Here is a 25,024-nt window from a genome sequence, read left to right as displayed (position 1 = left end):
CGTGTGATAATCGGTTCTTTCCAACGATTGAACCAGCCATCCCAGAACTCCATACACATGAGCGGCCATTTCTTGCCATGTTCATCAAAGAATTCCTGCATCTGTGAAAAGTTGTAAAGTGCCTTAGAACCAAAGTTTCCTGTTACAAAGAGGTCCTCTTCAATTAAGGTTCCCGCTTTCAAAGTAGCTCTCCAAGGACCATCTGATGTAAAGAGGGGACAGGTTACGCCACGCTCTTCCATCAGCTGTCGAATCGCTCTCAGATAAGCCTTATCTTCTCCATAAGAACCATACTCATTTTCAACCTGCATCATGAGGATATTGCCACCCTTGTCCAACAGATGTGGAACCAATCGTGGCAAGAGCTGGTCATAATAGCGACCGACAGCCTCAATATAGGCTGAATCTGATGAACGAATCCTCATATCTTTGGTTAAAAGCCAAGCTGGTAAGCCACCGAATTCCCACTCCGCACAGATAAAGGGTGATGGACGAACGATAGCGTAGAGACCCAAATCTTGCGCTGTCTGGAGAAATCGCTCCAAATCCAGAGCTCCTTCAAAGTGAAACTCACCCTCACGAGGCTCGTGTAAATTCCAAGCCACATAAGTCTCTACCGTATTAAAACCAAGAGCCTTCAAATTATAGAGCGAATGATACCAATCCTCTGGAGGAACCCTAAAATAATGAATGGCGCCAGATAAAATCTTAAATGATTTTCCATCGAGATAGAAATCATCTCGTATCTCAAATCGTGTCATAAAACTACCTTCTGACCGCGAAAGTTTACGCTTTCATTTGTTGTTATAGCAATTATAAACCAATCTGTTTGAATTGTCAATAGAAATTGTCGGAATATTTACTGTAATTTTACTATTATACACACGTTCAATTAGTTTCAAACATTTTCAGACCCATTTCAAACGCTCTTTAAATTCGGAATAGGGAGCCTAAAATAATTTTGCATAAAATACATTTATAAAATATGAGTAATGCTTATGTACCTTAATTTTTCAAACTATTTTTCTAATTTTTTATTCAAAAGACTACTATTTTTTTCGCTTTTATGGTAAAATTTTCTGTGGAGAAGGAAAATAGAGGTAAAAATATGGCAATTCCCAAATATCAATACATAAAAGACGAATTAAAAAATAAAATCATCTCTGGGCAGTTTAGCAGTGGAGATAAATTTTACACTGAAGCAGAGCTCATTTCAATGTACGATGTCAGTTCTATCACAGTTGTCCGCGCCTTAAACGACCTTGCTAAAGATGGCTATATTGTCCGCCAACAAGGAAAAGGAACCTTCGTTTCACGTGCACGCAAACACAAGCTTGTAGAGTTTTCGGATATTGAACTCTTTAATGCTAAAGATGATAAGGTAACTGTTCTTTCAATTGAACGCGGAAACAAGCTCGTTTACTTGGAAAAATTGGGTCTACGCGGCGATCAATTCTACTACAAGATTGAACGTATCCGCGAATCAAACGGTGTCGTTTATATCTACCATACATCCTACATCCCAGAACAATATATCAACGCAAATTATCCAAATCTTGAATATTATAGCTCTATCTATAACCGTTTCAAGTTAGACTACCACATTCACATGAATGATGAACACTTTGAAGAAATCAACGAAATAGTCTTTCCAACTCCAGAACATGCGGCTTCAGTCCTCGGAGTCGATGAACAATTCCCTACTGTCCTACAAACTAAAATCACCAAACTCGAATCAACTGGTCAAGTTTTAGGATACAGTGAAACTTACAAACGATCTGATTATTACAAGATTAAATTCATCTCATGTGACCGTGATCACTAAGAAGAAAGCCTGAGCCTAATCGCTTGGGCTTTTTCTATGCTTATTATATGACATAGTAGATTGAAATAGAATATGGACAAATCGATTAGGAAATTTAAAGGAATTTCTAGTAATATTTTAGAAGTCACAGTATACTATTCTATATTCAACATATTATAAAATATTGGTTACTTTTTTCAAAAGCACTTTAATAAAAAAGAAAAATCGAAGTTCTGCTACTCCTATAAATAGAGTAATAGAAATTCGATTTTTTCTAATTATCCTAATCCAAGACGTTCAAAAATATCATCCACCCGTTTGGTATAGTAAAGAGGGTTAAAAATCTCATCGATTTCTTCTTGTGTGAGGCGTGATGTCACCTCTGGATCTGCTTCTAGCAATGGTTTGAAGTCTACTTGATTGTCCCAAGAATAGGCTGTTTTTGGTTGTACCAAGTCATAGGCTTGCTCACGGGTCATCCCTTTTTCAATCAAGGTCAACATAGCCCGTTGGCTAAAGATAAGACCGAAAGTTGAGTTCATGTTGCGGATCATGTTTTCTGGGAAGACTGTCAAGTTCTTAACGATGTTTCCGAAACGGTTGAGCATGTAGTCAATCAAGATGGTCGTATCAGGTGTGATGATTCGCTCAGCTGATGAGTGAGAGATGTCACGTTCGTGCCAGAGAGCGACGTTTTCATAAGCTGTAATCATGTGGCCACGGATAACACGCGCAAGCCCAGTCATATTTTCAGAACCGATTGGGTTGCGTTTGTGAGGCATTGCTGAAGACCCTTTTTGTCCCTTAGCAAAGAACTCTTCTACTTCGCGTTGCTCAGATTTTTGTAGACCACGAATCTCAGTCGCCATACGTTCGATCGAAGTCGCGATGCTGGCAAGAACTGCAAAGTACTCAGCGTGAAGGTCACGAGGAAGGACCTGTGTAGAGATTTCCTGAGCACGGATGCCAAGCTTGTCGCAGACGTATTGCTCTACAAATGGTGGGATGTTGGCAAAGTTACCAACCGCACCAGAAATCTTACCAGCTTCCACACCAGCAGCCGCATGCTCGAAACGCTCGATATTGCGCTTCATTTCGCTGTACCAAGTCGCTAATTTAAGACCAAAAGTTGTCGGCTCAGCATGCACACCGTGGGTACGACCCATCATGATGGTAAACTTGTGCTCCTTAGCCTTATCAGCGATGATGTTGGTGAAATTTTCAAGGTCACGACGAATGATGTCGTTGGCCTGCTTGTAGAGGTAACCGTAGGCAGTATCCACCACGTCGGTAGAAGTCAAACCATAGTGAACCCACTTGCGCTCTTCACCAAGAGTCTCAGAAACCGCACGTGTGAAAGCCACCACATCGTGGCGCGTCTCCTGCTCAATCTCCAAAATACGGTCGATGTCAAAATCCGCCTTCTCGCGGATCAAAGCCACATCTTCCTTAGGGATTTCCCCCAACTCAGCCCATGCCTCGTCAGCCAAGATTTCCACCTCAAGCCAAGCACGGTATTTATTCTCTTCACTCCAAATATTCGCCATCTCAGGGCGAGAGTAACGGTTGATCATGATTTAAGATACCAAGGACGACCAGAAAGCGACTGAATTTTAGGGTCCCTCCTAGGATGCAAGCATCCTAGGAGGGGTATCTAAATTCCGAGCTTTCCGTCCGGGTTCAGTTACGCTGAAATCTGGTGTCCTTTCCTTTCTTTGTTTGTTTACAATTAGGAAGTACGGAGCCCGTATTTAGTTTTGGTGAATACGAGAACCCTTGTTCCTTTCTAACTGTTAAAGTTATTTTTTAAAACTACATTATTAACTTTTGTAAAAGTATGAACTTTTGCATCTCATTTGATTAATCGAAAATATTCTATTCAGTCTCGATTTCAATTATTTTGTCAACTATTGAAATTCCAATGAAAGCAATCCCCCACACAGTAGTTATATATTCAAATGAAGAGGAAATTAAACTAAAAAGTGTGAAAAAAATCAACCATAGATTTTCAAAAATAAAATATTTCTTATAAGTCTTCACTCCAACGTATTCGCACAATCTAAAAACAATATATGGAATTATCAATAAGATACTCAATAATATAGCGCCTAAAGCATTCTTATAACCTGTATAATACGATGAAAGACAATCTAAAACACAATTTGTTAAGGCAAACGCAACAAACGGATAGAACCAATTAAATATACTAAATATAAAACTTTTTAACGAATTCAATATATTATTACCTTTCTGAAATTAAAAACTGCTATACCTATGAAAACGTGTTCAGTATATCTAAAAATAGAAACTTCAACTTATTAAAATCTTCTATTTTAAATAACTGCTCAATCCCTTCATCAAATTCAACTTCTAAATTAGAATCCAACATGTTTATTAAAGTTTCTTTTGCATTAGAATTTTCCTTAAAGAAAATTCCAAAGTTTTCCCATATTTCTTTACACTCTGGCCAAATCGAGGACTTCATTGTATCATTATTTGGATGTTTGTTCGCAATATCTTCTAGCATTTGTAAATGCCAGCTTGCATTATCACTTAAATTAATTCGAACACTCTTCTTAAAATAAGTAATTTCATAAATGCTATTCCCGCTTGAACCCTTATACTCATAATCATGTTCTTTCACATAATCAAACATATTAATTGCTTGAGGAATTAAGGAAGTCAATAAATTCTTTCTATTTTTTTCATCTAAATCTGGGTGAAAGTGCACATCAATTATAACATTATCAAAATTAACTTTTTTATCATACTCGCCAAACACTTCCCTCAATTCATTTTTAAACTCTTCTTTTGAACTGCTATCTTGGGTTAAATAACAGACCATAAAATAAAAATAAACAAAAGAACGAAGAGTTTGGTTATTCAATATTTTCTGAGTCCAAAAAACCGCAATATGTTGAGGATTACTCACGTGACTTTTTAACATCAATTTAATCGGAGAACGAACTAAATGAAAGATACTCGTTTCTTTACTAGAATCTATATAAAAAGGATCTACTCCAAAAATATGTGAGTTTTCTTCTAACAAATAATTCGGATTATTCTTTTCATCAAGTATAGCTGATAAAAAAGAGTTCCCATGTGCAGAAATATTACGAACTAATTTTAATTCAGAAAGAAAATCACTAGTTTTTTCCCAATCAGTATTGACATCATCTTTAAAAGCACTATATTCATCATTAATAAATTTAATAAATACCAATAAATCTCCAACTGTAAATTGATCCAATAGCATATCTATAGGAGCAAACTCTAGCTTTGGAATTTCATCAGTTGTCGCTTCATATGGAAGACGTATATCTCCACTATCTCTCAACAAGTAATTTTTCCGCAAGCTTTTAAGAGAATTCTTAAGCAATTTTTTTAAAGTTTTATTATCACTGGAAATAGCCTTATCAAATAAATCAACTTCTGAGATACACAGTTCCGCAATTCTATTTTCAATTCTAGCCTTTATATTATCTTCAACAAATAGCACCCATTTCATAATAAACTCTTTAAATTTTTTATCATAATTAATTATATCCTGAAGATTAGTAATTGTGATTTGTTCCTCAATAAGATTACACAATACCAATATTTCATTAAATGTAGAATACCTCAGATTATTTCTTTTCAAATAATCTAACACTGAAATTTCATCGTGCAACTCAGGACATGGAGTAATTTTCAAATTTAATAACTGATAAAAATCTAACGAGTTGTCAATCGGTTCTGCTTTGCCATGATTAATTATAGTTATATTGGTAGCAAACTGTACTGGCTGACCTCGTACCAACAGAGTATTTTCGCTGTCACTACTTGATGGATAATCAATTAAAAAATCAACCTCATCACCAACACCATATTGAGATATATCGCTTGAAAAGAACGGCACACTCCTATTGACAGTATAAGCTTCATTCTCATTTTTTCGATTCTCATCAAAAGTTATAATTCCATAGTACGAAGATATCTTGCTTATAGTACCTCTCATATTATCTCCTATTCATTACTAACATTCAGTTTTGATGCTATGACTAGAACTCATCCACACTATCCGGCACATCACTAAACAAAGTGACATGTCCCATCTTACGGTTGTGCTTCGCTTCTATTTTACCATACATGTGGAGGTGGGCGCTTGGATTTTCTGTGACATATTTTTCAGCAACCTCTACGTGTTGACCGAGAACATTTAGCATGACTGCTGGTGCATGTAGTTTGATGTCTGGCAATGGCGCTCCGAGAACGCCTAAGATATGGGTATCAAACTGAGAAAAGTCGCAGGCTTCTATAGAGTAGTGCCCTGAGTTATGTGGGCGTGGAGCAATTTCGTTAACGATAATGTCATCAGCTGTCGCAAACATTTCCACGCAAAGAGTTCCAGACAAGTTAAGTTGTTCAGCGATTCGTAGAGCCATGGCTTTGGCTTTTTCAGCTAGACTTTCTGAAATGCGAGCAGGCACAATGGTTTTTGAAAGGATATTGTTTCGGTGGATATTTTCCTGAACTGGGAAAACCGTCACGTCCTTGCCATTTCCTGATACAATGACAGAAATTTCAAGGTCAAAATTGACAAATTCTTCCAAAACACAGTCTGCTGAATCGGCTAGTGCATTGGCTTCTTCCAAGTCTTCTGCCGAGCGAATGACCTTTTGTCCATGGCCATCATAACCACCTGTTGCCGTCTTGAGGACATAGTTTTTCGACAGGTCGATATCTGCCAAGTCTTGGCTAGAAGTCACAACCTTGTAAGGTGCTACAGTGACTTGAGCCTTGTTTGAGAGGAAGTCTTTCTCAAAGATCCGGTTTTGGGAGATGCGAAGCAGGTCGGTCCCTTGAGGGAGTTGCCCATCCTTGATAACAGCATCAAGACCGTCAGCATCTACATTCTCAAATTCATAAGTCAGGACATCGCAACGCTCAGCTAGCTGACGAAGGGCATCCACATCGTTATAAGGCGCCACAATGATTTCCGCCACACGAGAGGCTGGGCAATCCGCAGCAGGATCCAGCGCAATGACCTTGTGCCCCATATAGATAGTTGAGATCGCCATCATCTGACCCAGCTGACCGCCACCGATAATTCCGATTGTTTTAGATGAGCTCATTGGTAGACTCCTCTGCGATTTTTCCTTGTTCTTCTGCAAAATCTGCCAAAGCTGTCGCGATAGCTTGATCCTCTACTGAAAGAAGACGGAGGGCGAAGAGAGCCGCATTTGTCGCACCAGCTTCACCGATAGCCATTGTCGCAACAGGCACCCCACCCGGCATCTGAACGATAGAATAGAGTGAATCCACTCCACTAAGAGCACGAGATTTGACTGGCACACCAATGACTGGAAGGGTTGTTTTAGCAGCGACCATACCTGGCAAATGGGCTGCACCTCCAGCACCTGCGATGATAACCTTGATGCCACGACTACGAGCTTCTTCGGCATGTTGGAACATGAGGTCTGGTGTACGGTGGGCAGAGACAACTTTCTTTTCGTAGGCTAAACCAAAGCGGTCTAGGACTTCGGCAGTTTTTTGCATGGTTGCCCAGTCGGATTTTGAGCCCATGATGATGGAAATTACTGGTTTAGTCATAATTTTTCCTTTTTTCTTCTTTTTTGATAATGGTCTTAGGTGGTGGGGACGGAAGCAAACCTTCGGTTTCATTCCTAAACTTTGAGCCTAAAGTCTCAAAGTTTCCCCCGACCAGAACAGAAATTGTTCTGATCTTTTCACCACGGCGACCATTATCGTGTTTGGCGACTGCGTCGCTTTTTTCTTATACCTTTATCTAATTGCCTTGCTTCCGATATCTGTTCGGTAAAAGAGGCCTTCTGTGTTTTGTTGGGCGAGTTCTTGGTAGATGGTATCTTGAGCCTCTTTGACGGTATCTGCTGTGTTAACGAGCATATAGACACGTCCACCGTTTGATAGCAGTGCTCTGCTATTTGCCGCAAACTTAGCACCTGCATAGTAGGTGATAATGCCGCCATTGGTTTTTGCTGGCAATGCAACACCCTTTTCATATTCTAGCGGGTAACCCTTGGATGCGACAACCACACCCAGAGTCACACCCTTATCCGTCCAGGTGATGTTTGGCTCCTTGCTATCCAGAATATCTGTAATATTTTGTGCAAAGTCAGATGTCAAACGAGGCAAGATAATCTGTGTTTCAGGATCTCCAAAGCGAGCATTGAACTCGATGACTTTAGGACCTTCTGCTGTCAGGATAAGCCCTGCGTAGAGGATGCCAAGATACGGACGGCCTTCTTTGATCATCCCTTCAAGAACTGGCTTGACAATAGTCTCAACCGCTGTGTCAACTACACTCTGTGGCAAGTGTGGAACTGGCGCATAGGCACCCATACCACCCGTGTTAGGCCCTTTGTCACCATCATAGGCACGTTTGTGGTCTTGCGCTGTCGGCATGATATAGAACTTGTCGCCATTGACAAAGACAAAGAGTGAAAATTCCTCTCCTTCAAGGAATTCCTCAATAACTACACGCGCACCTGAGTCACCAAATTTATTGTCCAAAAGCATCTCGTGAGCTGCTTCGACCGCTTGCTCGACTGTCTCCGCAACGACGACACCTTTCCCAAGCGCCAAGCCATCCGCCTTGACCACGATAGGCGCACCCTGTTTTTCGATATAGACCTTGGCTTCCTCAAAATCCGAGAATGTGCCATAGGCTGCTGTCGGAACGCCATATTTGACCATGATTTCCTTGGCAAAATCCTTGGACCACTCCAGCTCCGCTGCCAATCTTGTCGGACCAAAGGCTTTGAGACCCGCTGCATGGAAATCATCCACGATACCAGCCGCAAGGGCGTCATCTGGCCCGATAAAGGTCCAAGCAATATAGTTGGTTTTTGCAAACTCAATCAATTTAGAATGTTCGGAAATGGAGATATTTACCAACTCCAAACCATCCAGAGTCATCCCATCATTCCCAGGAGCTACAAATACTTTTTCAACGTCTTTTGACTCAAGTAACTTCTTAGCAATCGCATGTTCACGACCACCTGAACCTACAACTAACAGCTTCATCTCACAACCTCTTTTGCGAATTATTTAATAACATTATACCATAAACGTTCGTTTTAATCTTGTTTCACTCCGCATTTTTACGCAAAAAAGGAAAGAAACTGTTTTCTTCCCTTTAACGTTCTTAATGTCTAAAATGTCTCACGCCTGTGAAGACCATGGTCAAGCCATATTTATCCGCAGCTTCGATAGACTCTTGGTCACGGACTGAGCCACCGGGCTGGATGATGGCCTTGATCCCTGCTTTGGCGATTTCTTCCACATTATCCGCAAATGGGAAGAAGGCATCCGAAGCAAGCACAGCGCCGTCAAGGCGGTCTTTGGCTTGGTCAACGGCAATACGAACAGAGGCCACACGATTAGTTTGACCTGGACCAACACCCAGTGTCATGTGGTCATTGGTTACAATGATTCCGTTTGATTTGACATACTTGATAGCCTTCCAAGCAAACTCAAGAGCTGTCGCTTCTGTCTCAGTTGGCTGACGTTTGGTCACCACTTGCCAATCAGCTGGGCTTTCTTTCACTACGTCTTGATTTTGCACAAGGAGACCACCAACTACACCTGTGTATTCTGCTTCCACTTCGCTGGCATCTTGAGCATCAAATGGTAAGGCAAGGATGCGCAGGTTTTTCTTTTTATTGGTCAAAATAGCTAGCGCCTCATCCGTATAGCTTGGTGCGATGATGATTTCAAGGAAAACGCCGTGCATCTTCTCAGCTGTCGCAGCATCCACCTCACGATTGAGAACAACAATTCCACCAAAGATAGACACTGGGTCAGACTCATAAGCGTAATCCCAAGCAGTCTCGATGTCATCAGCCTGACCGATACCGCATGGATTCATGTGTTTGAGAGCCACAACGGTTGGACGATCTTTGAAGTCACGGATGATACGAATGGCAGCATCCGCATCACGGATATTGTTGAATGACAATTCCTTACCGTTAAGCTGTTTAGCAGATGCAATCGAGTAGTCAGTCGGCAAGGCTTTTTGGTAGAAATCTGCATCCTGTTGAGGATTTTCCCCATATCGCATAGCTTGTTTGAGGTCATAGGTCAAAGTAAGCTTTTCAGGTTTGCTTTCGCCCACTTGAGCTGTGAAATACTCTGCAATCAAGGCGTCATAAGCCGCTGTGTGACGGAAAACCTTGGCTGCCAGACGTTGACGCGTTTCGTAAGAGGTTTCGCCGTTTGCTGCCAATTCGTCCAAAACCACTGTATAGTCAGCAGGGTCTACCACAACTATTACACTAGCATGGTTTTTAGCTGCTGAGCGAAGCATAGATGGACCCCCAATATCGATATTCTCCACAGCATCAGCGTAAGTCACGTCTGGTTTGAGAATGGTTTCCTTGAATGGGTAAAGGTTGACCACAACAAGGTTGATGAGCTCGATTTGATTGTCCTTAGCCGCTTCTAGGTGACTATCCAAGTCACGACGAGCAAGAAGACCCCCGTGGATATTTGGATGAAGGGTCTTAACACGTCCATCCATCATTTCTGGAAAACCAGTCACATCATCGATCGCAATGGTCTCCACCCCAGCATTGTCAAGGGCAACTTTTGTCCCACCTGTCGAGATAATCTCCCAACCAAGTTTTTTAAGTTCTTGGGCAAATTCAACAATGCCCGCTTTGTCTGAGACGCTGATTAAAGCGCGTTTAGTCATTATATTCTCCTTTTTAATCATTAGTTAAACACCAATTAAATGCAGTAACAGTAAAACAAGATAAGCAAAACCAAGGCTAAGCATACCTAAGATATTGACCCATTTTCTAATCTGTGATTTGAATACTCTTATAAAAATTTGGTAAATCAGCAAGCCTACACAGACACCTAGCGTATTTAAAATCAAATCCGTTATATCTGTTATACCTATTGCTAAAATATACTGTAAGCACTCAAACAATAAACTAATCAAGAAACCTGTCCCGACTATTCTTAAACTAGATAAATTAGTTTTTATCAGAGGGAAACAAACACCTAATGGAATAAAGGAAATCAGATTAAATAACATTTCAGCAAAAACAATTTTTCCATCTACTATTAGTGGTTCTGAAAATGGAATCCAATTGATGTACCTTGGAGCTAAGAAAAATGCTATAAATTCAGGATTAGTTTCAAACTTAAATAAGATTCCCCAAGTTAATAACATCAGATAGACATAAAATACATATCGAGTTGTTTTTTTAGATTCTAACATTACAAATACCTCCGTTTGAAGTCGTCTTCGACAATCACTGACTCCAATTTAAAATCAAAGATATCATATGAATCATCAAAAAGTCAATCTGTAAATAGAGCCTTCACTACTTCTGGATAGAGCTTGTACTCCGCTTCATGAATACGTTCTTCAAAACTGTCAATGGTATCATCAGCTAGCCGTGGTACACGGACTTGTTTGATGACCTTTCCTGTATCAACACCATAATCCACCCAATGAATGGTCACGCCGCTCTCAGCAACGTCAGCATTCCAAGCATCCTCAATCCCATGAGCTCCTGGAAATTCTGGCAGGTAGGCTGGATGAATGTTGATAATCCGACCTTCATAAGCAGCCAATAAGTTTGGCCCAACGATTTTCATGTAGCCTGCTAGACAAACCAAGTCAATCTGGTGTTCTTCCAAGAGTTCGACAAGGGCCGCTTCGTAGTCTACCTTGCTCTCAAACTCCTTGAGTTCAAAAGCATAGGACAGAACGCCGAGCTTGTCTGCACGTTCGAGTACATAGGCGTCACGATGGTCTGAAAAGACAAACTCTACTGGAAATTGTTCCGCTATCACCTGAAAATTTGAGCCATTACCAGAGGCAAAAACCGCTATTTTTTTCATTTGATGATGACACTTTCGTTTTCTTTCTTGACGATACGACCAATTTCATAGACTGGTTCATCCAACAATTCCTTGACACGACTTACATTTTCAGGGCTAACTGCAAACATAAGTCCCACACCCATATTGAAGATTTCAAACATTTCTTCATGTTTGATCTGACCGTATTTTTCAAGGGCTTTGAAAATCGGTAAAACTGGAACCTTGTCTTCCTCAATCTCAGCAGCCAAATCAGCTGCAAACATACGAGGGACATTTTCGATAAAGCCACCACCAGTGATGTGGGCAATACCGTTGACCAACTCTTCCTTGATGAGTGGTAAGACAGCCTTGACATAGATACGAGTCGGCTCAAGAAGTACTTCCTTGAGTTTCTTGCCTTCCAATTCTGGCAAGATTTCCTCACCTGTGTAATCCGCAAAGACACGACGGACGAGAGAGTAACCATTGGAATGAATCCCACTTGAAGCAAGTCCGAGAAGAACATCTCCTTCTGCCACCTTTGAACCGTCAATGATTTGAGATTTTTCAGCCACACCGACCGCAAAACCAGCCAAGTCATAGTCATCTTCGCCGTACATGCCAGGCATTTCAGCCGTTTCCCCACCAATGAGGGCAGCGCCTGCCTGCACACAACCTTCTGCCACACCAGCAACGACTTGCTCTAGCTTAGCTGGTTCATTCTTGCCTGTCGCCACATAGTCGAGGAAATAGAGGGGCTCCGCACCCGCAGCGATGATATCATTGACACACATGGCCACACAGTCCTGACCAATGGTATCGTGCTTGTCGTACTTGATAGCCAGCATGAGCTTGGTTCCGACACCATCAGTTCCTGAAATCAAGACGGGTTCTTTAACCCCAGTCTTTGAAAGGTCAAACATACCACCAAAGCCACCCAGAGCTCCCATGACACCTGCACGCTCCGTACGAGCCACGTGCTTTTTAATCCGTTCAACAACTTCATAACCCGCTTCAACATCCACACCAGATTGAGCGTACGCATTTTTATTTGCCATTTTTATATTCCTTTTCTTTTTTTGGGAAAGATTGCGACGTATTTCTAGATAAACAATTATTTTATCTAAAAATGCTAGTCAGAGCTCTAGCTTTGATCCTATAGGACAAAGCGTCTACTGACAAATGCTTTAGCTTTTAGTCAGTAGTAAGACGTGGAGCATAAGCATTTTTATTTGCCATTTTATTTTTCCTTTTCTTTAATGGAGAATCTTCAGTAACTCACTTGTAAAAACTAGTCTTTTCTTCCAAACTTCGACGATAGTCTTCCTCATAATCGTAGAGAGGTGTTGGGTAGTCACCGTCAAAGTAAGCGACACAGAGACCACCATTTGGAGCATCTGTTTCAATACCAATCGAATCAATCAATCCCTCAACAGAAAGATAAGTCAGACTGTCCGCACCAATGATTTGGCGCGTTTCTTCGACCGTATGATTGGCCGCAATTAGCTCCTGACGGGTCTGGATATCAATCCCGTAGAAGCATGGATAAGCTAGCGCTGGACTACCAATAGCAACGTGAACCTCAGTTGCACCCGCTTCTTTCAAAAGCTGAACGATACGACGAGAGGTTGTTCCACGTACAATAGAGTCATCAATCATAACCACACGCTTGCCTTTTACAACACCAGAAACAGCAGAGAGTTTCATCCGCACTCCTTGCTCCCGCAATTCTTGAGTCGGTTGGATAAAGGTACGTTGGGTGTATTGGTTCTTGATGAGGCCCATTTCATTTGGTAGCCCGGACTCTTCCGCAAATCCCATAGCCGCGCTGAGGGAAGAATTGGGCACACCGACCACGATATCCGCCTCATGCTTGAATTCACGCGCCAATTGAGCACCCATACGTTTGCGAGCCGTATGGACATTGACACCGTGGATATTAGAATCAGGGCGGGCAAAATAGATATACTCCATAGAACAAATCGCCAACTGAGTATCATCTGTATAGTTGTCATACTGGATACCCTTGTCATCAATAATCACAATCTCACCTGGCTTCAAATCACGAATCCATTCAGCACCAATGACCTCAAAAGCACAAGTTTCAGAGGAAACAACCACCGCTCCGTTGGCCATTTTCCCGATAGAAAGCGGACGGAAACCATTGGGATCAAGAGCCGCAATCAACTTGTCTTCAAACAGCAAGATATAGGCAAAACCACCTTTAACTAGACTGAGCGCCTCCTTGATTTTGCCCATCAGACTAGGATTGTGGCTGCGACGAATGAGGTGAGCTAAGATTTCCGAGTCCGAAGTCGCACTGAAAATCGCTCCTCTATCTTCCAATTCTTTCTTGAGAGAGGCCGCATTGGTCAGATTCCCATTATGAGCCAAGCCAAACTGCATATCGTGAAACCGGAAGAGGAAGGGCTGGATGTTATCTACAGAAGCTTCGCCAGCAGTCGCATAACGCACATGCCCAATCGCACCAGTCCCCGTCAATTTATCCAAATTAGCAGGATTTCTGAAGACTTCTGATAAAAGCCCCATGTCACGATGGCGCTTCAATTGCCCCTGATCATTGGAGAGGATTCCTGCCCCCTCCTGACCACGGTGTTGAAGACTGTGGAGACCAAAATAGGTCAATTTAGCAGCATCTGGATGTCCCCAGATACCGAAAACACCACATTCTTCATTAAGAGATTTTACTTCGTATGTCATTTTATATACCTAATTTTTATTTGTGTAGCACCAAGAGCTAAATCTACATGACTTTTACATTACTGATACTATCTATTAGAAAATCTGCAAGTCTTATTTTCTAGTGAAATATTTAACCGCTGACGCGAACAGGTGCTGGTCTTTATTTCCTGGGATATTTTGGAAAAGACCTTCCTCATAACGTTCTGAGTGGCCCATCTTACCAATGATTTGGCCGTTCTTGCTGGTAATTCCTTCGATGGCATGGACAGAACCATTCGGATTGTACTTAGAATCCATACTTGGTTTGCCGTCAAAGTCAACATATTGGCTGAAAATTTGTCCATTGTCACGGAGCTCAGCGAATTCCTCAGCTGTCACGACAAACTTCCCTTCACCATGCGAAACAGGAATAGCGTGGATATCGCCTACTTGCACACCAGCTAACCATGGTGAGTTGGTATTGGCAATACGGGTTTCCACCATCTTGGCCACGTGTTGATTGGCATCATTGTAGAAGAGGGTTGGACTAGTACTATTAGCATCCTCGAAATTTCCGTATGGAAGAAGACCTGATTTGACCAAGGCCTGGAATCCATTACAGATACCGATAATCAAGCCACCACGGACGATAAAGCTATCAATAGCCACACGGACTTTTTCATTGAGCAGGATGTTGACGATAAACTTGGCTGAACCATCTGGCTCATCCGCAGCTGAGAATCCACCTGCAAAGAAGAGAATGTTAGCCTTGCCGATGTTGTCAACCATGGTTTCGACTGAATTGACAATGGCTTCTTCATTAAGTGTCACGAATGGCACCAAGTTAACCTCTGCACCTTCTTTTTCAAAGGCCTTGGCTGAATCATATTCTGAGTTGGTTCCTGGAAAGACTGGGATGTAAACCACAGGTTTTTCAACCTTTTCTTTGGCTTGGATGACTGTGTTAGTAGCGACATCTGGAACTTCTGCTAGTTCTTTGGCTTGGGCAAATTCTGTTGGGTAAACTTCTTCCAGTTTTCCTTGGAAGGCACTGTCAAGCTTGTGTCCATCTAGCTTCACACCGTTGACAAGGAGTGTAAAGTCTGCTTTTGTTTGTCCAATCTTCTCCAATCCAACGATTTCTTCAGGAGATGTGAAGACAAATCCGCCCAATTGAGCTGTCAAAGCCGTTTCTAGTTCAGGCAAGGTTACCTCTGCACCGATATGATTTCCAAAGGTAGCAAGGGCCAAACTTTCAAGCACACCACCGTATTTAACGGCTGAAGCCGCTGTTACTTTGTGAGCCTTTTGAAGGGCTTCAAACTGAGCAAAGTTAGACTTAATCAAGTCAAAATCAATTTCTGCAGAGAGGGCTTGACCTGGGATGTAATAGATATTTTCACCCGCAGTTTTGAACTCTGGAGAGAGGACCTTACGGCTATCTGCCGTCGTCACCCCAAAGGCTACCAAGGTTGGCGGAACGGTCAATTCTTCAAAGGTACCAGACATGGAGTCCTTACCACCGATAGATGGCAAACCAAGTTGAATTTGTGCTTCGATAGAGCCTAGAAGAGCTGCTACTGGCTGACCAAAACGCTCAGCTTGTTTATCCATGCGCTCGAAGTACTCTTGGTAAGAGAAGCGAGCCTTAGACCAGTTTGCACCAGCAGCCACCAAACGAGCAGTTGCTTCAATAACCGCATAAGCAGCACCGTGGTATGGAGACCATTCAGCTACATATGGGTTGAATCCTTGAGCCATGACTGACGCAGTATGAGTCACACCGTGTTGAACTGGTAATTTCTGTACAGATGCCTCAGTTGGTGTGAGTTGATAGCGACCACCAAGTGGGTGATTAACCGTAGAGCGTCCAACAGAGCAATCAAAGATGGTCTGCAAGCCTTTTTGACTCGCATGGTTGAGGTCAGATAGAACCGCAAGGGTATCTGCTTCCAGTGTGTCAGCGCTTGTTGTACGCTCTTCTGGGAGCTTGACGTCCTTGTCTACAACCTTGGCATCGACAACCACTCGTACACCATTGGTGTCAAGGAAACGGCGTTCCAAGTCTACAATCGTTTCGCCATTCCAGTGCATAACTAGATTTGATTTTTCCGTCACTGTCGCCACCACAACAGCGTCAATATTTTCTTTATTACATTCTGCAACGAAGGCATCTACATCCTCAGGACGAACCACGACTGCCATCCGTTCTTGAGATTCAGAGATGGCAATTTCTGTACCGTTCAAGCCTTGGTATTTAAGAGGCACCTTGTTGAGGTCAATTTCAAGACCGTCTGCCAATTCACCGATGGCTACACAGACACCACCAGCACCAAAGTCGTTGGATTTCTTGATGAGACGAGTGACATCACCATTACGGAAGAGGCGCTGAATCTTGCGTTCTTCGATAGCATTCCCTTTTTGAACTTCAGCTCCAGCAGTTTCCACAGACTCAACCGTTTGAACCTTAGAAGAACCTGTCGCACCACCGACACCATCACGTCCAGTCTTACCTCCAAGGAGGATAATGACATCACCCGCTTCCGGTTTTTCACGGACAACATTGCCCTTTGGAGCCGCACCGACAACTGCACCTAACTCCATACGCTTAGCAACGAAACCTGGGTGGAAGTATTCACGAACGTAGGTTGTTGCAAGCCCAATCTGGTTACCATATGAAGAATAACCATGGGCAGCTGTTTTAGAAATGACCTGTTGTGGCAATTTCCCAGCACGCGTTTCTGAAATCGGTGCTGTAATATCACCCGCACCTGAAATACGCATGGCTTGATAAACGTAGGAACGACCTGACAATGGATCACGAATGGCCCCACCGATACAAGTAGCCGCCCCACCAAATGGCTCAATTTCCGTTGGGTGGTTGTGAGTTTCATTTTTAAACATGAGGAGCCATGGTTCTTTCACACCATCAACATCCACTTCAATTTCGACAGAGCAAGCATTGATTTCATCTGACACTTCCATATCATCCAAACGTCCATTAGCACGCTCATAACGACCAAAAATAGTCGCCATATCCATCAAGGTTTGAGGTTTTTCAGAACGCCCCAACTCCTCACGCATGGCAATATACTTGTCATAGGTTGACTGCAATTGCTTTTGGAATTTAGAAGCTGAGAAGTCGATATTCTTTAACTCTGTCTCAAAAGTCGTGTGACGGCAGTGGTCAGACCAGTAAGTATCCAAAACCTTGAGTTCCGTCTCAGTTGGCACGCGCCCGATTGACTTGAAATAGTCTTGAATAAAGAGCAAATCATCCACTTCCATAGCCATCCCTTGCTCGGCCTTGTAGCGAGCAAAGTCTTCTGCTGTATAGTTTTCAAAGAAAGTCAATTTAGGAATGGTCTTGTCTGACTCTGAAAATTCCTGCTTGGCAATCCCTGTCGTGATGTCCTTGAAACGAGAATCAACTGGATTGAGCAGATAGTTCTTGACCGCTTCCAACTCAGTCGCGTCAATATCTTTATTCACCAAGTACAATTGTGCTGTATTAACCATTACATCACTCGAACTTCCTAGTAAAAGCAAGGCTTCTTGCGAAGAAGCCGCACGCTGGTCAAACTGCCCAGGTAGACTTTCAATGGCAAAGAAAGCATAGTTGGCAAGATCCGCCTGCACTGCCGCTTCATCCAAAATATGGTCTGTCACCTGCTCAGAAAAAATGTGTTTCTCTGCAGGTGCAAACAGGTCCTCTGCCAAGTCAAATACATCATAAACTTGCACGATGCGAATACTTTTCAAAGTTGAAAGCCCCAAGTTATGCTGGAGTTCTCTCACCAAACTCTCTGACTTGACCTGAAAATCAGCCTTTTTTTCAACAAAAATACGTTTATCCATCAATCCTTATTCCTTTATTTCAGCTTTTACAATGTTCCAACGACCTTGAGGTTGTTATTTCAAACCCTGCAACTTTTCCCAAACAATCTCATAAACGTCTGTCAGTTCTCCCAATCCCCTACGGAAAACATCCTTATCCATGTGGTTGCCATCCGCATCCCACAAACGGCAGTTATCTGGTGAAAATTCATCTGCTAAGATAATCTTACCATCCTTGTCAAAACCGAACTCTAGCTTAAAGTCAATCAACTTGAGGCCAATCTCAGCAAACCAGACTTTCAATAGTTCATTTATACGACGCGTTTCTTCCTTCAAGTAGGCAATCTGCTGGTCATCCGCAATCTGTAGGAATTTCACATGCTCATCATTGATAAATGGATCATCCAAATCATCATTTTTGTAGTAAAATTCGACAATCGGAGTCTCCAAGGCGATTCCCTCATCCACACCAAAACGTTTTGAAAAGGAGCCAGCAGTATAGTTGCGGAGCACGACTTCCAAAGGAATGATTTCCACCTTTTTATTGAGTTGTTCCGTGTCTGAAAGTTTCTCCACAAAGTGAGTCGCCACACCAGCCGCATCTAATTTCTCAAAAATAAAAGATGAAATCTGATTATTCAAGACTCCCTTACCTGCAATCTGCTCCTTCTTAACACCATTGAAAGCAGTCGCCTGGTCCTTGTAAGTTGAAATAATAAGATTTTCATCCTCAGTTGTATAGATATCTTTAGCTTTTCCCGAATAGATCAATTGTTTTGACATTTTAAAGTTCGCCTTTCGTATTACTTGAGCACATTCTACCATAAAAAACCTAAAATTACAAGAATTTAACCGAATAAATGACGTACTAACCTCAAAAATCATAAAGAAAAAACCGCAAGAAAAAGATTTCTCACAGTTTTAAAATCATTTAACTCTAAAAACACGAACATTACTCTTTGTTCAAAAATTGATCCAAATAATAACGTAGGTAACTTTTCTTGCCCGTAATCATCTGCAGACGACCTTCCACCCCGTACCGAAGTTTTTCAGCCTGCTCGGAAGTCAGATTAGTCTCCGCCTCGATTTTAAAGAAATTCCCTTTCTCAGTCTTAGTAGCTGTCGCATCCATACTTGTAATAGTAGAATCTAGGAAAATTTGATTCTTGGCATCATGAGTCGTAGTATAGCGAACAGAATCACCGACCTTGATCCTTGCTACATCCTTTGAACTGAGATAAGCTGTTAGTTTGGCTTTCCCTTCTTTTTCCAAGGACGGATAGAGTTGGGCTAGTAGGGCACCTTCTGCTACCATGGTAGAATCACTGGTCTCAGGATTAAGATGAAGCACCCCATCCTCACTCGCCGTAATTTTCTCCTTGTCTAAAAGATTTCCCTGTACCTTCTTACCTGACTCTGCTTCCAAGATTTTCTGGTCTAGAAGGGTCAATTCCTGACCAACCTTTGCTAAGTGTTGGGATTTAAGGGACTCCAATTGACTGCTTAAGCCTGACGCATAGGCTTGCTGGGTACCTGAACCTGCATACTGGACACGGTAAGTAGCAAGACTAGATTCTAACTGAGAAAGCTGCGCTTCTACCTGCGCAACAGCCTGAGATTTTGCTTGGGGATTTTCCTCGCCCTGAGACTTATAGGACTGGTAGAGAGAGTAGGCTAGATTCTGACTGGCCAAGGAAGCACCTGTTTCAATAGCTGACTTAGCTGTCTGGTAATCGCGAATTTTAGCCTCTGTTTGGCTGATGAGGTTCCCGATTTCGGCTTGAGTCTGACTAGCTGCTGCATTCTGGGACGCGATGGTCTCATTTTGTTGCGATGTACTAGCCCTAAGACTGCCTGCTTGACTGATGTAGTCGCGAAAGGTGGCTTGGTAGCCAAATTTATCCTCCTCTGGAAAGTGGTTCTCCCCTTCTTGCAGGCTCTTTTGCAAATACTCCAATTGCTTTTTTTGATCCTTAAGCATGTCCAACTGACTAGCATAGGCCTCCGCTTGGGCACCCTCTGCCCCTTCCTGATATTGAACCAGAAGCTCCCCCTTTTTAACCAGCTTATTTTCTTCCAAATGATTGACAAGAATACGATTGTTGCTAGTTGACTGGATATTTGCAAGGATACGACTAGGCTCGACAGTAGCTCTAGTAGACACACTCATCTCCTTCTCTGCAAATGTTGCAAAGCCAAGCAAAAACACGAGCAGAAGCGACATGGGCACAATCACCCGACTGGAAAAATTATGGTAACGACGATTATAAAACTCCGCACTTTCTAAAAATTCTGGTTTCATCCTCTCCTCTTTCTAACTATTGACCAAATGGGCATAAAAGCCACCCTGTGCAAGCAAATCAGCATGCTTTCCTTCTTCAACAATCTTGCCCTGATCCAAGACAACAACCTTCTCTGTCCGCTCAGCAATGGTTAAGCGGTGAGCGATGAAAATCAAGGTCTTGTCTAAAGCCATGAGATTATCGACAATTCGCTTCTCTGTCAAAATATCCAAACTGCTGGTCGCCTCATCCAAAATCAAGACCGGCGCATCTGTCAAGAGAGCACGCGCCAGAGCAATTCTCTGACGTTGACCACCTGAGATTCCTGCCCCATCCGAAGTCAATTCTGTCTGGTAATTCAGTGGCATGCGCTCAATGTCCTCCCGAATCTCTGCCAACTCGACCGCCCGTAAGATATCCTCTTGAGTCGTCCCTTCCTTGGCTCCAAGGAGAAGATTCTCCAAAATCGTTCCGTTAAAGACATAGGGCTGTTGAGGCAGATAGTTAATATACTGGCGCAGAGCCTTTTTATCAATCTGATTGAGATTGACACCACCCAGACTAATCTCTCCCTGACTTGGGTCGTAAAAATTAACCATCATCTTGGCCAAGGTCGTCTTACCTGACCCTGAAATTCCCACAAAAGCCACTTTAGAACCTTGGGGAATGGTCAAATTGATGTCTGACAAGACATCTCGACCATAGCCATACTTGTAGGAAACCTGCTTGAAGGTCATATCTCCCTTCATCAAGCTCAGATCCTCAACTGTTTTCTTCTCCTCAAACTCAGAAGCTACCAGATAAACCTCATTCAGACGGTTATTGGCAACCTGCGCTGTCTGAAGCTTAGTTTGCAGGTTGATGATATTCTCCAAAGGATTGGTAAAGTAAACCAGCAAGGTATTATAGGTAATCAACTGCCCCAAACTCATCTTGCCATCCATGACCAGAACAGCCCCCATCCAGAGAATGCCGACATTGAGCAAGAGATGGGCAACTTTTTTCAGAGCCTTTTGCTGACTCTCTGCCCGACTATAAGTAAAGGATTTCTTCAGATAATCCACAAATTCCTTGTCAATCTTTTGGTAACGTTGACTTTCACTGGTCAAAGACTTGATAGTCTCAATACCATTGATGTCCTCAATGATAGAAGAAGACAGAACCGCATTGGCTTCCATGGTATCCCGATTCATCTTTTCAAACGGCTTCATAAAGGCAAAGATAATCACTGTATAGATAGGAAGTGCCAATAAAGTCATGAAAAAGAGATTGGTATTTTGTGAAAATAAAACAAGAGAAATAATGACAACCGTTGACACATCTAGGAAAATCGAAAGAATGGTCGAAGCCAGCGCATCAATGATACTGTTAGCATCCGTGAAACGAGACACAATTTCCCCTGTCCTGCGTGTCGCAAAGAAGGACATAGGTAGGTGAAAAACATGCTTGATATAGGACAAAATCACATCAATCGACAAGCGTTGCCCCAAAACAAGTAAGAGATACTCCTGAGCGTAGGACAAAATCTGCTGAAGAATATAAACGATAACCAGCCCAATAGAAATAATCCCCAGTGTCGAACGCATCTGATCTGGCACATAGGTATCAATGATAGACTGCAGATAATAAGAACCCACAATGTTAATCAAGGTGATCAAGAGTGTTGCCAAAACGATATTGGCAATCAAGCCACGCTGCTTCACTAATATAGGGATAAAAGAGAGCAAACCATTCTTTTGATCCTTATGAGGCTTGTAGTCTGGACTAGGCGCCATAAACAGAGTCACTCCTGTCCATTCTTCCGCAAAACGCTCACGTGGCAGTTTGGTCAATTTCACCCCAGGATCTGGGTCGGCAATATGAATGCTTTCCTTATCCTGCCCAGTCACCACATAGTAGTGGAGCAATTTCCCGTCCTTAAGTACATGGGCAACAAAAGGAAAGGTCAAATCTGGCAAGTCAAAGAGCGTCATATCCGCCTTAATTGCTCGCGTCTCAAAGCCAATCTCCTCTGCCACCTTGACCAAGCCCAAAGCCGTTGTCCCATCCATGGTTGTCTTGGCCAATTCTCGCAAGTGAGCCAAAGAATAATAGCTACCATAGTAGCCAAAAACCATGGCTAATGAAGCTACACCGCAGTCCATCTGATCCACCTGCGGACGATAGTGACGTTTCCCAAATTTCATATTCATCTCCTTTTTCTAAACTCATCTGATAACACCTATCTTACCCCAATTCCCAAATAAAAACTGGACTTCCTTCCCAAATGCTCCTATCTCCCTCCCAACTGCACTTTTAGGATAAAGAAAATAGGCAGAACAAACGTCCTACCTACTAAAAATATGCTATTGAAAGGAAAATGATTTTTTTCTGACACCCTAGGCAAGCTTGGAACAAATAAATCATTGATAGTAACCTGTACGACATCCTATTTAAAGTTACTTCAATTTTTAATGTCCCTGCTATTTCTAAGCCGCCTCTGGTATGATCTATTCATGGTCAGAATAGATAACACCGTTCTAAATTACGATTCATAGTTACTCCTTTTTTTGATTCGTTACTATAAGACTCCTATTTACCCATAGATTGTCTACTACCTCAAATTTATCCATTCTTTTTTTCTTTACTTCTATATAAAAGAATGAAGACCATCATAAATAATGCAATCATTGGTATATTGAAACTATCAAGCCAAGTAGGTAAAGATACTTTATTTATATCAGCTACTAATCTGATGATGATATAAGACATTGAACTAAGTAATACCATAATTTCAGGCCAAACTTTCAGTATTGATTTAACGAATTTCATATTAAACTCCAAACTATATAAATAAACACCTTAACTGCACTTTTTGGCAAAAAATAGGTAGAACAAACGTCCTACCTATTAAAAATATGGTATGAAAGGAAATTGATTTTTTACTGACACCCTAGGCAAGCTTGGAACAAATAAATCATTGATAGTAACATTTGTGACATCCTATTTATTACTTTAATTTCTAATGTCCCTGCTATTTCTAAGCCACCTTTGGTATGATCTATTCCTAGTCAGAATAGATAACACCGTTCTAAATTACGATTCATAGTTACTCCTTTTTTAATTCGTTACTATAAGACACCTATTCCCTATAGAGCGTCTACCGCTTCAAATCTATCTATTCTTTTTTTCTTTACTTCTGTATAAAAGAATGAAGACCATCATAAATAATGCAACCGTGGGTATATTAAAATTATCAAACCAAGTAGGTAAAGATACTTTATTTATGTCAGCTACTAATCTGATGATGATATAAGACATTGAACTAAGTAATACCATGATTTCAGGCAAAACTTTCAATACTGATTTAACGAATTTTTTTAAAAACATAGAAATGCCTCTCTGACTATAATCAGATTATGGTCTATTCGCATAATACCCTAAAGCTGCTCCACCAGCAGGAAGTAATAATCCTTCGATAACAATCAATAAACCTACTTCAACTTATTCACTTTGCTCTACGATTTCAAATTGATTCAAATTTTGCATGTTATACCCCTCTTTAAATAATACTAGCTAAGCCAATAGTGAGTCCCACTAATAAACCTACCATCCCTGAAGCTGATATAATAATAGCCGCAAATTCGCTTGAAAAATTCATTGATTTCTTCACAGTGTTTTATCTTATCTGAAGTAACCCCATGCAGCTAGCCCTACAGCGGATAAACCACCGACAACATACCCTGCAACCTTGATTCCTACTGGAACTGCTACTACCGCTGCAGGAAGTACTCCTCCATCAACTGTTGCTAGTTCTTTTTCTGTCATTGCTGTAAACTGATTATCATTTACTAAAATATTCATTTTAAGTTCTCCTTGCTCTTATTCACTTTTGCTTTAAATATTTCTTTTTTATTAATATAGTATGTCAATGCTACTAACAAAATACAGATCCCCAACGATACCTTCTCTAAATTAAGTAGAGAATAAATTAATAATATGCTGTAAGATATTAAAGCAGATCCTATATATATTCTTTTTAATATTCTATTCATAAAACTTACTCAAAGTCTTATTTCAGATTTTTACCAACTTGATAAAGACCTGCTCCCAGTATAATAGCCCCTCCTGTTACAGAAAAACCTTTAAACGCAGCTACTCCAAACGCAACTACTAGTGGTGCAATTCCCCCATCTACATTCATCAACTCTTCTTCTGTAAGAGCTACAAAGTTCTGTTCCATTTTGTCAAAATTTGTCATCTTTTTTCTCCTTTATTTCTATTTTTTAGTTTACGATTTCTGGCTCTTAAACCATTTTAAAAACCAGAATAGATAAATTACTGAATTCCTTTTCGTCTCACTTATCTATTTGAGAAGTGATTTAAAATGAACAGGTAAATTTCATTTATTTTAAATACCATTTGATAAACCATGGCAATAAGATTGGTAAATACATCGCGTAGTCTCCTTCCTTTTCGTCTCACTTATTTATTCGAAAAATAATTCGAAAATGTACAACTAAATTAAATTTTATTTAAAAAATAATTTAATATACCATGAATAGAAAATTGGTAGATACATGAAGTAAACTCCTTTCCT

The 25,024-nt window shown here is 41.4% G+C and carries 19 protein-coding genes; 1 reads left to right on the top strand and 18 read right to left on the bottom strand.

Annotated elements, in window-relative coordinates; translation table 11 throughout:
* Positions 1–761 (bottom strand): beta-galactosidase (locus WKI42_RS04015; RefSeq protein WP_368081235.1); only part of this gene is annotated, 761 nt, incomplete at its 3' end.
* A 347-nt stretch (positions 762–1,108) separates the two neighbouring features.
* Here WKI42_RS04015 and WKI42_RS04010 point away from each other — a divergent pair.
* The gene (locus WKI42_RS04010; RefSeq protein ID WP_049512623.1) at positions 1,109–1,825 is read left to right on the top strand and encodes a GntR family transcriptional regulator; all 717 of its coding nucleotides are present in this window, start codon (positions 1,109–1,111) and stop codon (positions 1,823–1,825) included.
* Positions 1,826–2,082: 257 nt separating this feature from the next.
* Here WKI42_RS04010 and purB read toward each other — a convergent pair whose 3' ends face one another.
* The 17 genes from purB to WKI42_RS03925 all read right to left on the bottom strand — a co-directional run bounded on the left by purB (position 2,083) and on the right by WKI42_RS03925 (position 24,685).
* Positions 2,083–3,378, bottom strand: coding sequence for an adenylosuccinate lyase (gene purB, locus WKI42_RS04005; protein WP_012972422.1), 1,296 nt, complete (start codon positions 3,376–3,378; stop codon positions 2,083–2,085).
* A gap of 698 nt (positions 3,379–4,076) precedes the next feature.
* Complete coding sequence (locus tag WKI42_RS04000; RefSeq protein WP_173234178.1) at positions 4,077–5,801, bottom strand: Abi family protein; 1,725 nt, start codon at positions 5,799–5,801, stop codon at positions 4,077–4,079.
* A 43-nt stretch (positions 5,802–5,844) separates the two neighbouring features.
* On the bottom strand, positions 5,845–6,918 hold the full coding sequence (purK, locus tag WKI42_RS03995) for a 5-(carboxyamino)imidazole ribonucleotide synthase (RefSeq protein ID WP_173234177.1): 1,074 nt from the start codon (positions 6,916–6,918) through the stop codon (positions 5,845–5,847).
* Positions 6,905–7,396: a 5-(carboxyamino)imidazole ribonucleotide mutase gene (gene purE, locus WKI42_RS03990; RefSeq protein ID WP_173234176.1), complete on the bottom strand. Its 492-nt coding sequence runs from the start codon at positions 7,394–7,396 to the stop codon at positions 6,905–6,907. Before purE ends, purK begins: the two co-directional genes overlap by 14 nt.
* A 192-nt stretch (positions 7,397–7,588) precedes the next feature.
* Positions 7,589–8,851 (bottom strand): phosphoribosylamine--glycine ligase, encoded by a 1,263-nt coding sequence (gene purD, locus WKI42_RS03985; RefSeq protein ID WP_173234175.1) that lies wholly within the window; start codon positions 8,849–8,851, stop codon positions 7,589–7,591.
* A gap of 121 nt (positions 8,852–8,972) precedes the next feature.
* On the bottom strand, positions 8,973–10,520 hold the full coding sequence (purH, locus tag WKI42_RS03980; protein WP_368081234.1) for a bifunctional phosphoribosylaminoimidazolecarboxamide formyltransferase/IMP cyclohydrolase: 1,548 nt from the start codon (positions 10,518–10,520) through the stop codon (positions 8,973–8,975).
* A gap of 24 nt (positions 10,521–10,544) precedes the next feature.
* Positions 10,545–11,054, bottom strand: coding sequence for a VanZ family protein (locus WKI42_RS03975; protein ID WP_261037719.1), 510 nt, complete (start codon positions 11,052–11,054; stop codon positions 10,545–10,547).
* An 83-nt stretch (positions 11,055–11,137) separates the two neighbouring features.
* Positions 11,138–11,683, bottom strand: coding sequence for a phosphoribosylglycinamide formyltransferase (gene purN / locus WKI42_RS03970; RefSeq protein WP_112444919.1), 546 nt, complete (start codon positions 11,681–11,683; stop codon positions 11,138–11,140).
* On the bottom strand, positions 11,680–12,702 hold the full coding sequence (gene purM, locus WKI42_RS03965) for a phosphoribosylformylglycinamidine cyclo-ligase (protein ID WP_368081233.1): 1,023 nt from the start codon (positions 12,700–12,702) through the stop codon (positions 11,680–11,682). The genes purN and purM overlap by 4 nt, the downstream gene beginning before the upstream one ends.
* Positions 12,703–12,922: 220 nt before the next feature.
* Positions 12,923–14,365 (bottom strand): amidophosphoribosyltransferase, encoded by a 1,443-nt coding sequence (purF, locus tag WKI42_RS03960; protein WP_057488099.1) that lies wholly within the window; start codon positions 14,363–14,365, stop codon positions 12,923–12,925.
* Between the two features lie 93 nt (positions 14,366–14,458).
* On the bottom strand, positions 14,459–18,184 hold the full coding sequence (locus WKI42_RS03955; RefSeq protein ID WP_368081232.1) for a phosphoribosylformylglycinamidine synthase: 3,726 nt from the start codon (positions 18,182–18,184) through the stop codon (positions 14,459–14,461).
* A gap of 54 nt (positions 18,185–18,238) precedes the next feature.
* A complete protein-coding gene (purC, locus tag WKI42_RS03950) occupies positions 18,239–18,946 on the bottom strand; it encodes a phosphoribosylaminoimidazolesuccinocarboxamide synthase (RefSeq protein WP_368081231.1) in 708 nt (235 codons plus the stop codon).
* A gap of 169 nt (positions 18,947–19,115) precedes the next feature.
* Positions 19,116–20,465, bottom strand: a complete 1,350-nt coding sequence (gene comB, locus WKI42_RS03945; RefSeq protein ID WP_368081230.1) for a competence pheromone export protein ComB — start codon at positions 20,463–20,465, stop codon at positions 19,116–19,118.
* Positions 20,466–20,477: 12 nt separating this feature from the next.
* On the bottom strand, positions 20,478–22,631 hold the full coding sequence (comA, locus tag WKI42_RS03940) for a peptide cleavage/export ABC transporter ComA (protein ID WP_368081229.1): 2,154 nt from the start codon (positions 22,629–22,631) through the stop codon (positions 20,478–20,480).
* Between the two features lie 418 nt (positions 22,632–23,049).
* A complete protein-coding gene (locus tag WKI42_RS03935; RefSeq protein ID WP_368081228.1) occupies positions 23,050–23,256 on the bottom strand; it encodes a bacteriocin immunity protein in 207 nt (68 codons plus the stop codon).
* Between the two features lie 852 nt (positions 23,257–24,108).
* Positions 24,109–24,288, bottom strand: a complete 180-nt coding sequence (locus tag WKI42_RS03930; protein WP_050243091.1) for a Blp family class II bacteriocin — start codon at positions 24,286–24,288, stop codon at positions 24,109–24,111.
* A gap of 208 nt (positions 24,289–24,496) precedes the next feature.
* Positions 24,497–24,685, bottom strand: a complete 189-nt coding sequence (locus tag WKI42_RS03925) for a class IIb bacteriocin, lactobin A/cerein 7B family (RefSeq protein ID WP_000180826.1) — start codon at positions 24,683–24,685, stop codon at positions 24,497–24,499.
* Positions 24,686–25,024 lie beyond the last annotated feature (339 nt).

The sequence above is a fragment of the Streptococcus pseudopneumoniae genome (assembly GCF_038148935.1).
Lineage (GTDB): Bacteria > Bacillota > Bacilli > Lactobacillales > Streptococcaceae > Streptococcus > Streptococcus pseudopneumoniae_U.
This window is presented reverse-complemented; position numbering and strand designations above follow the sequence as displayed.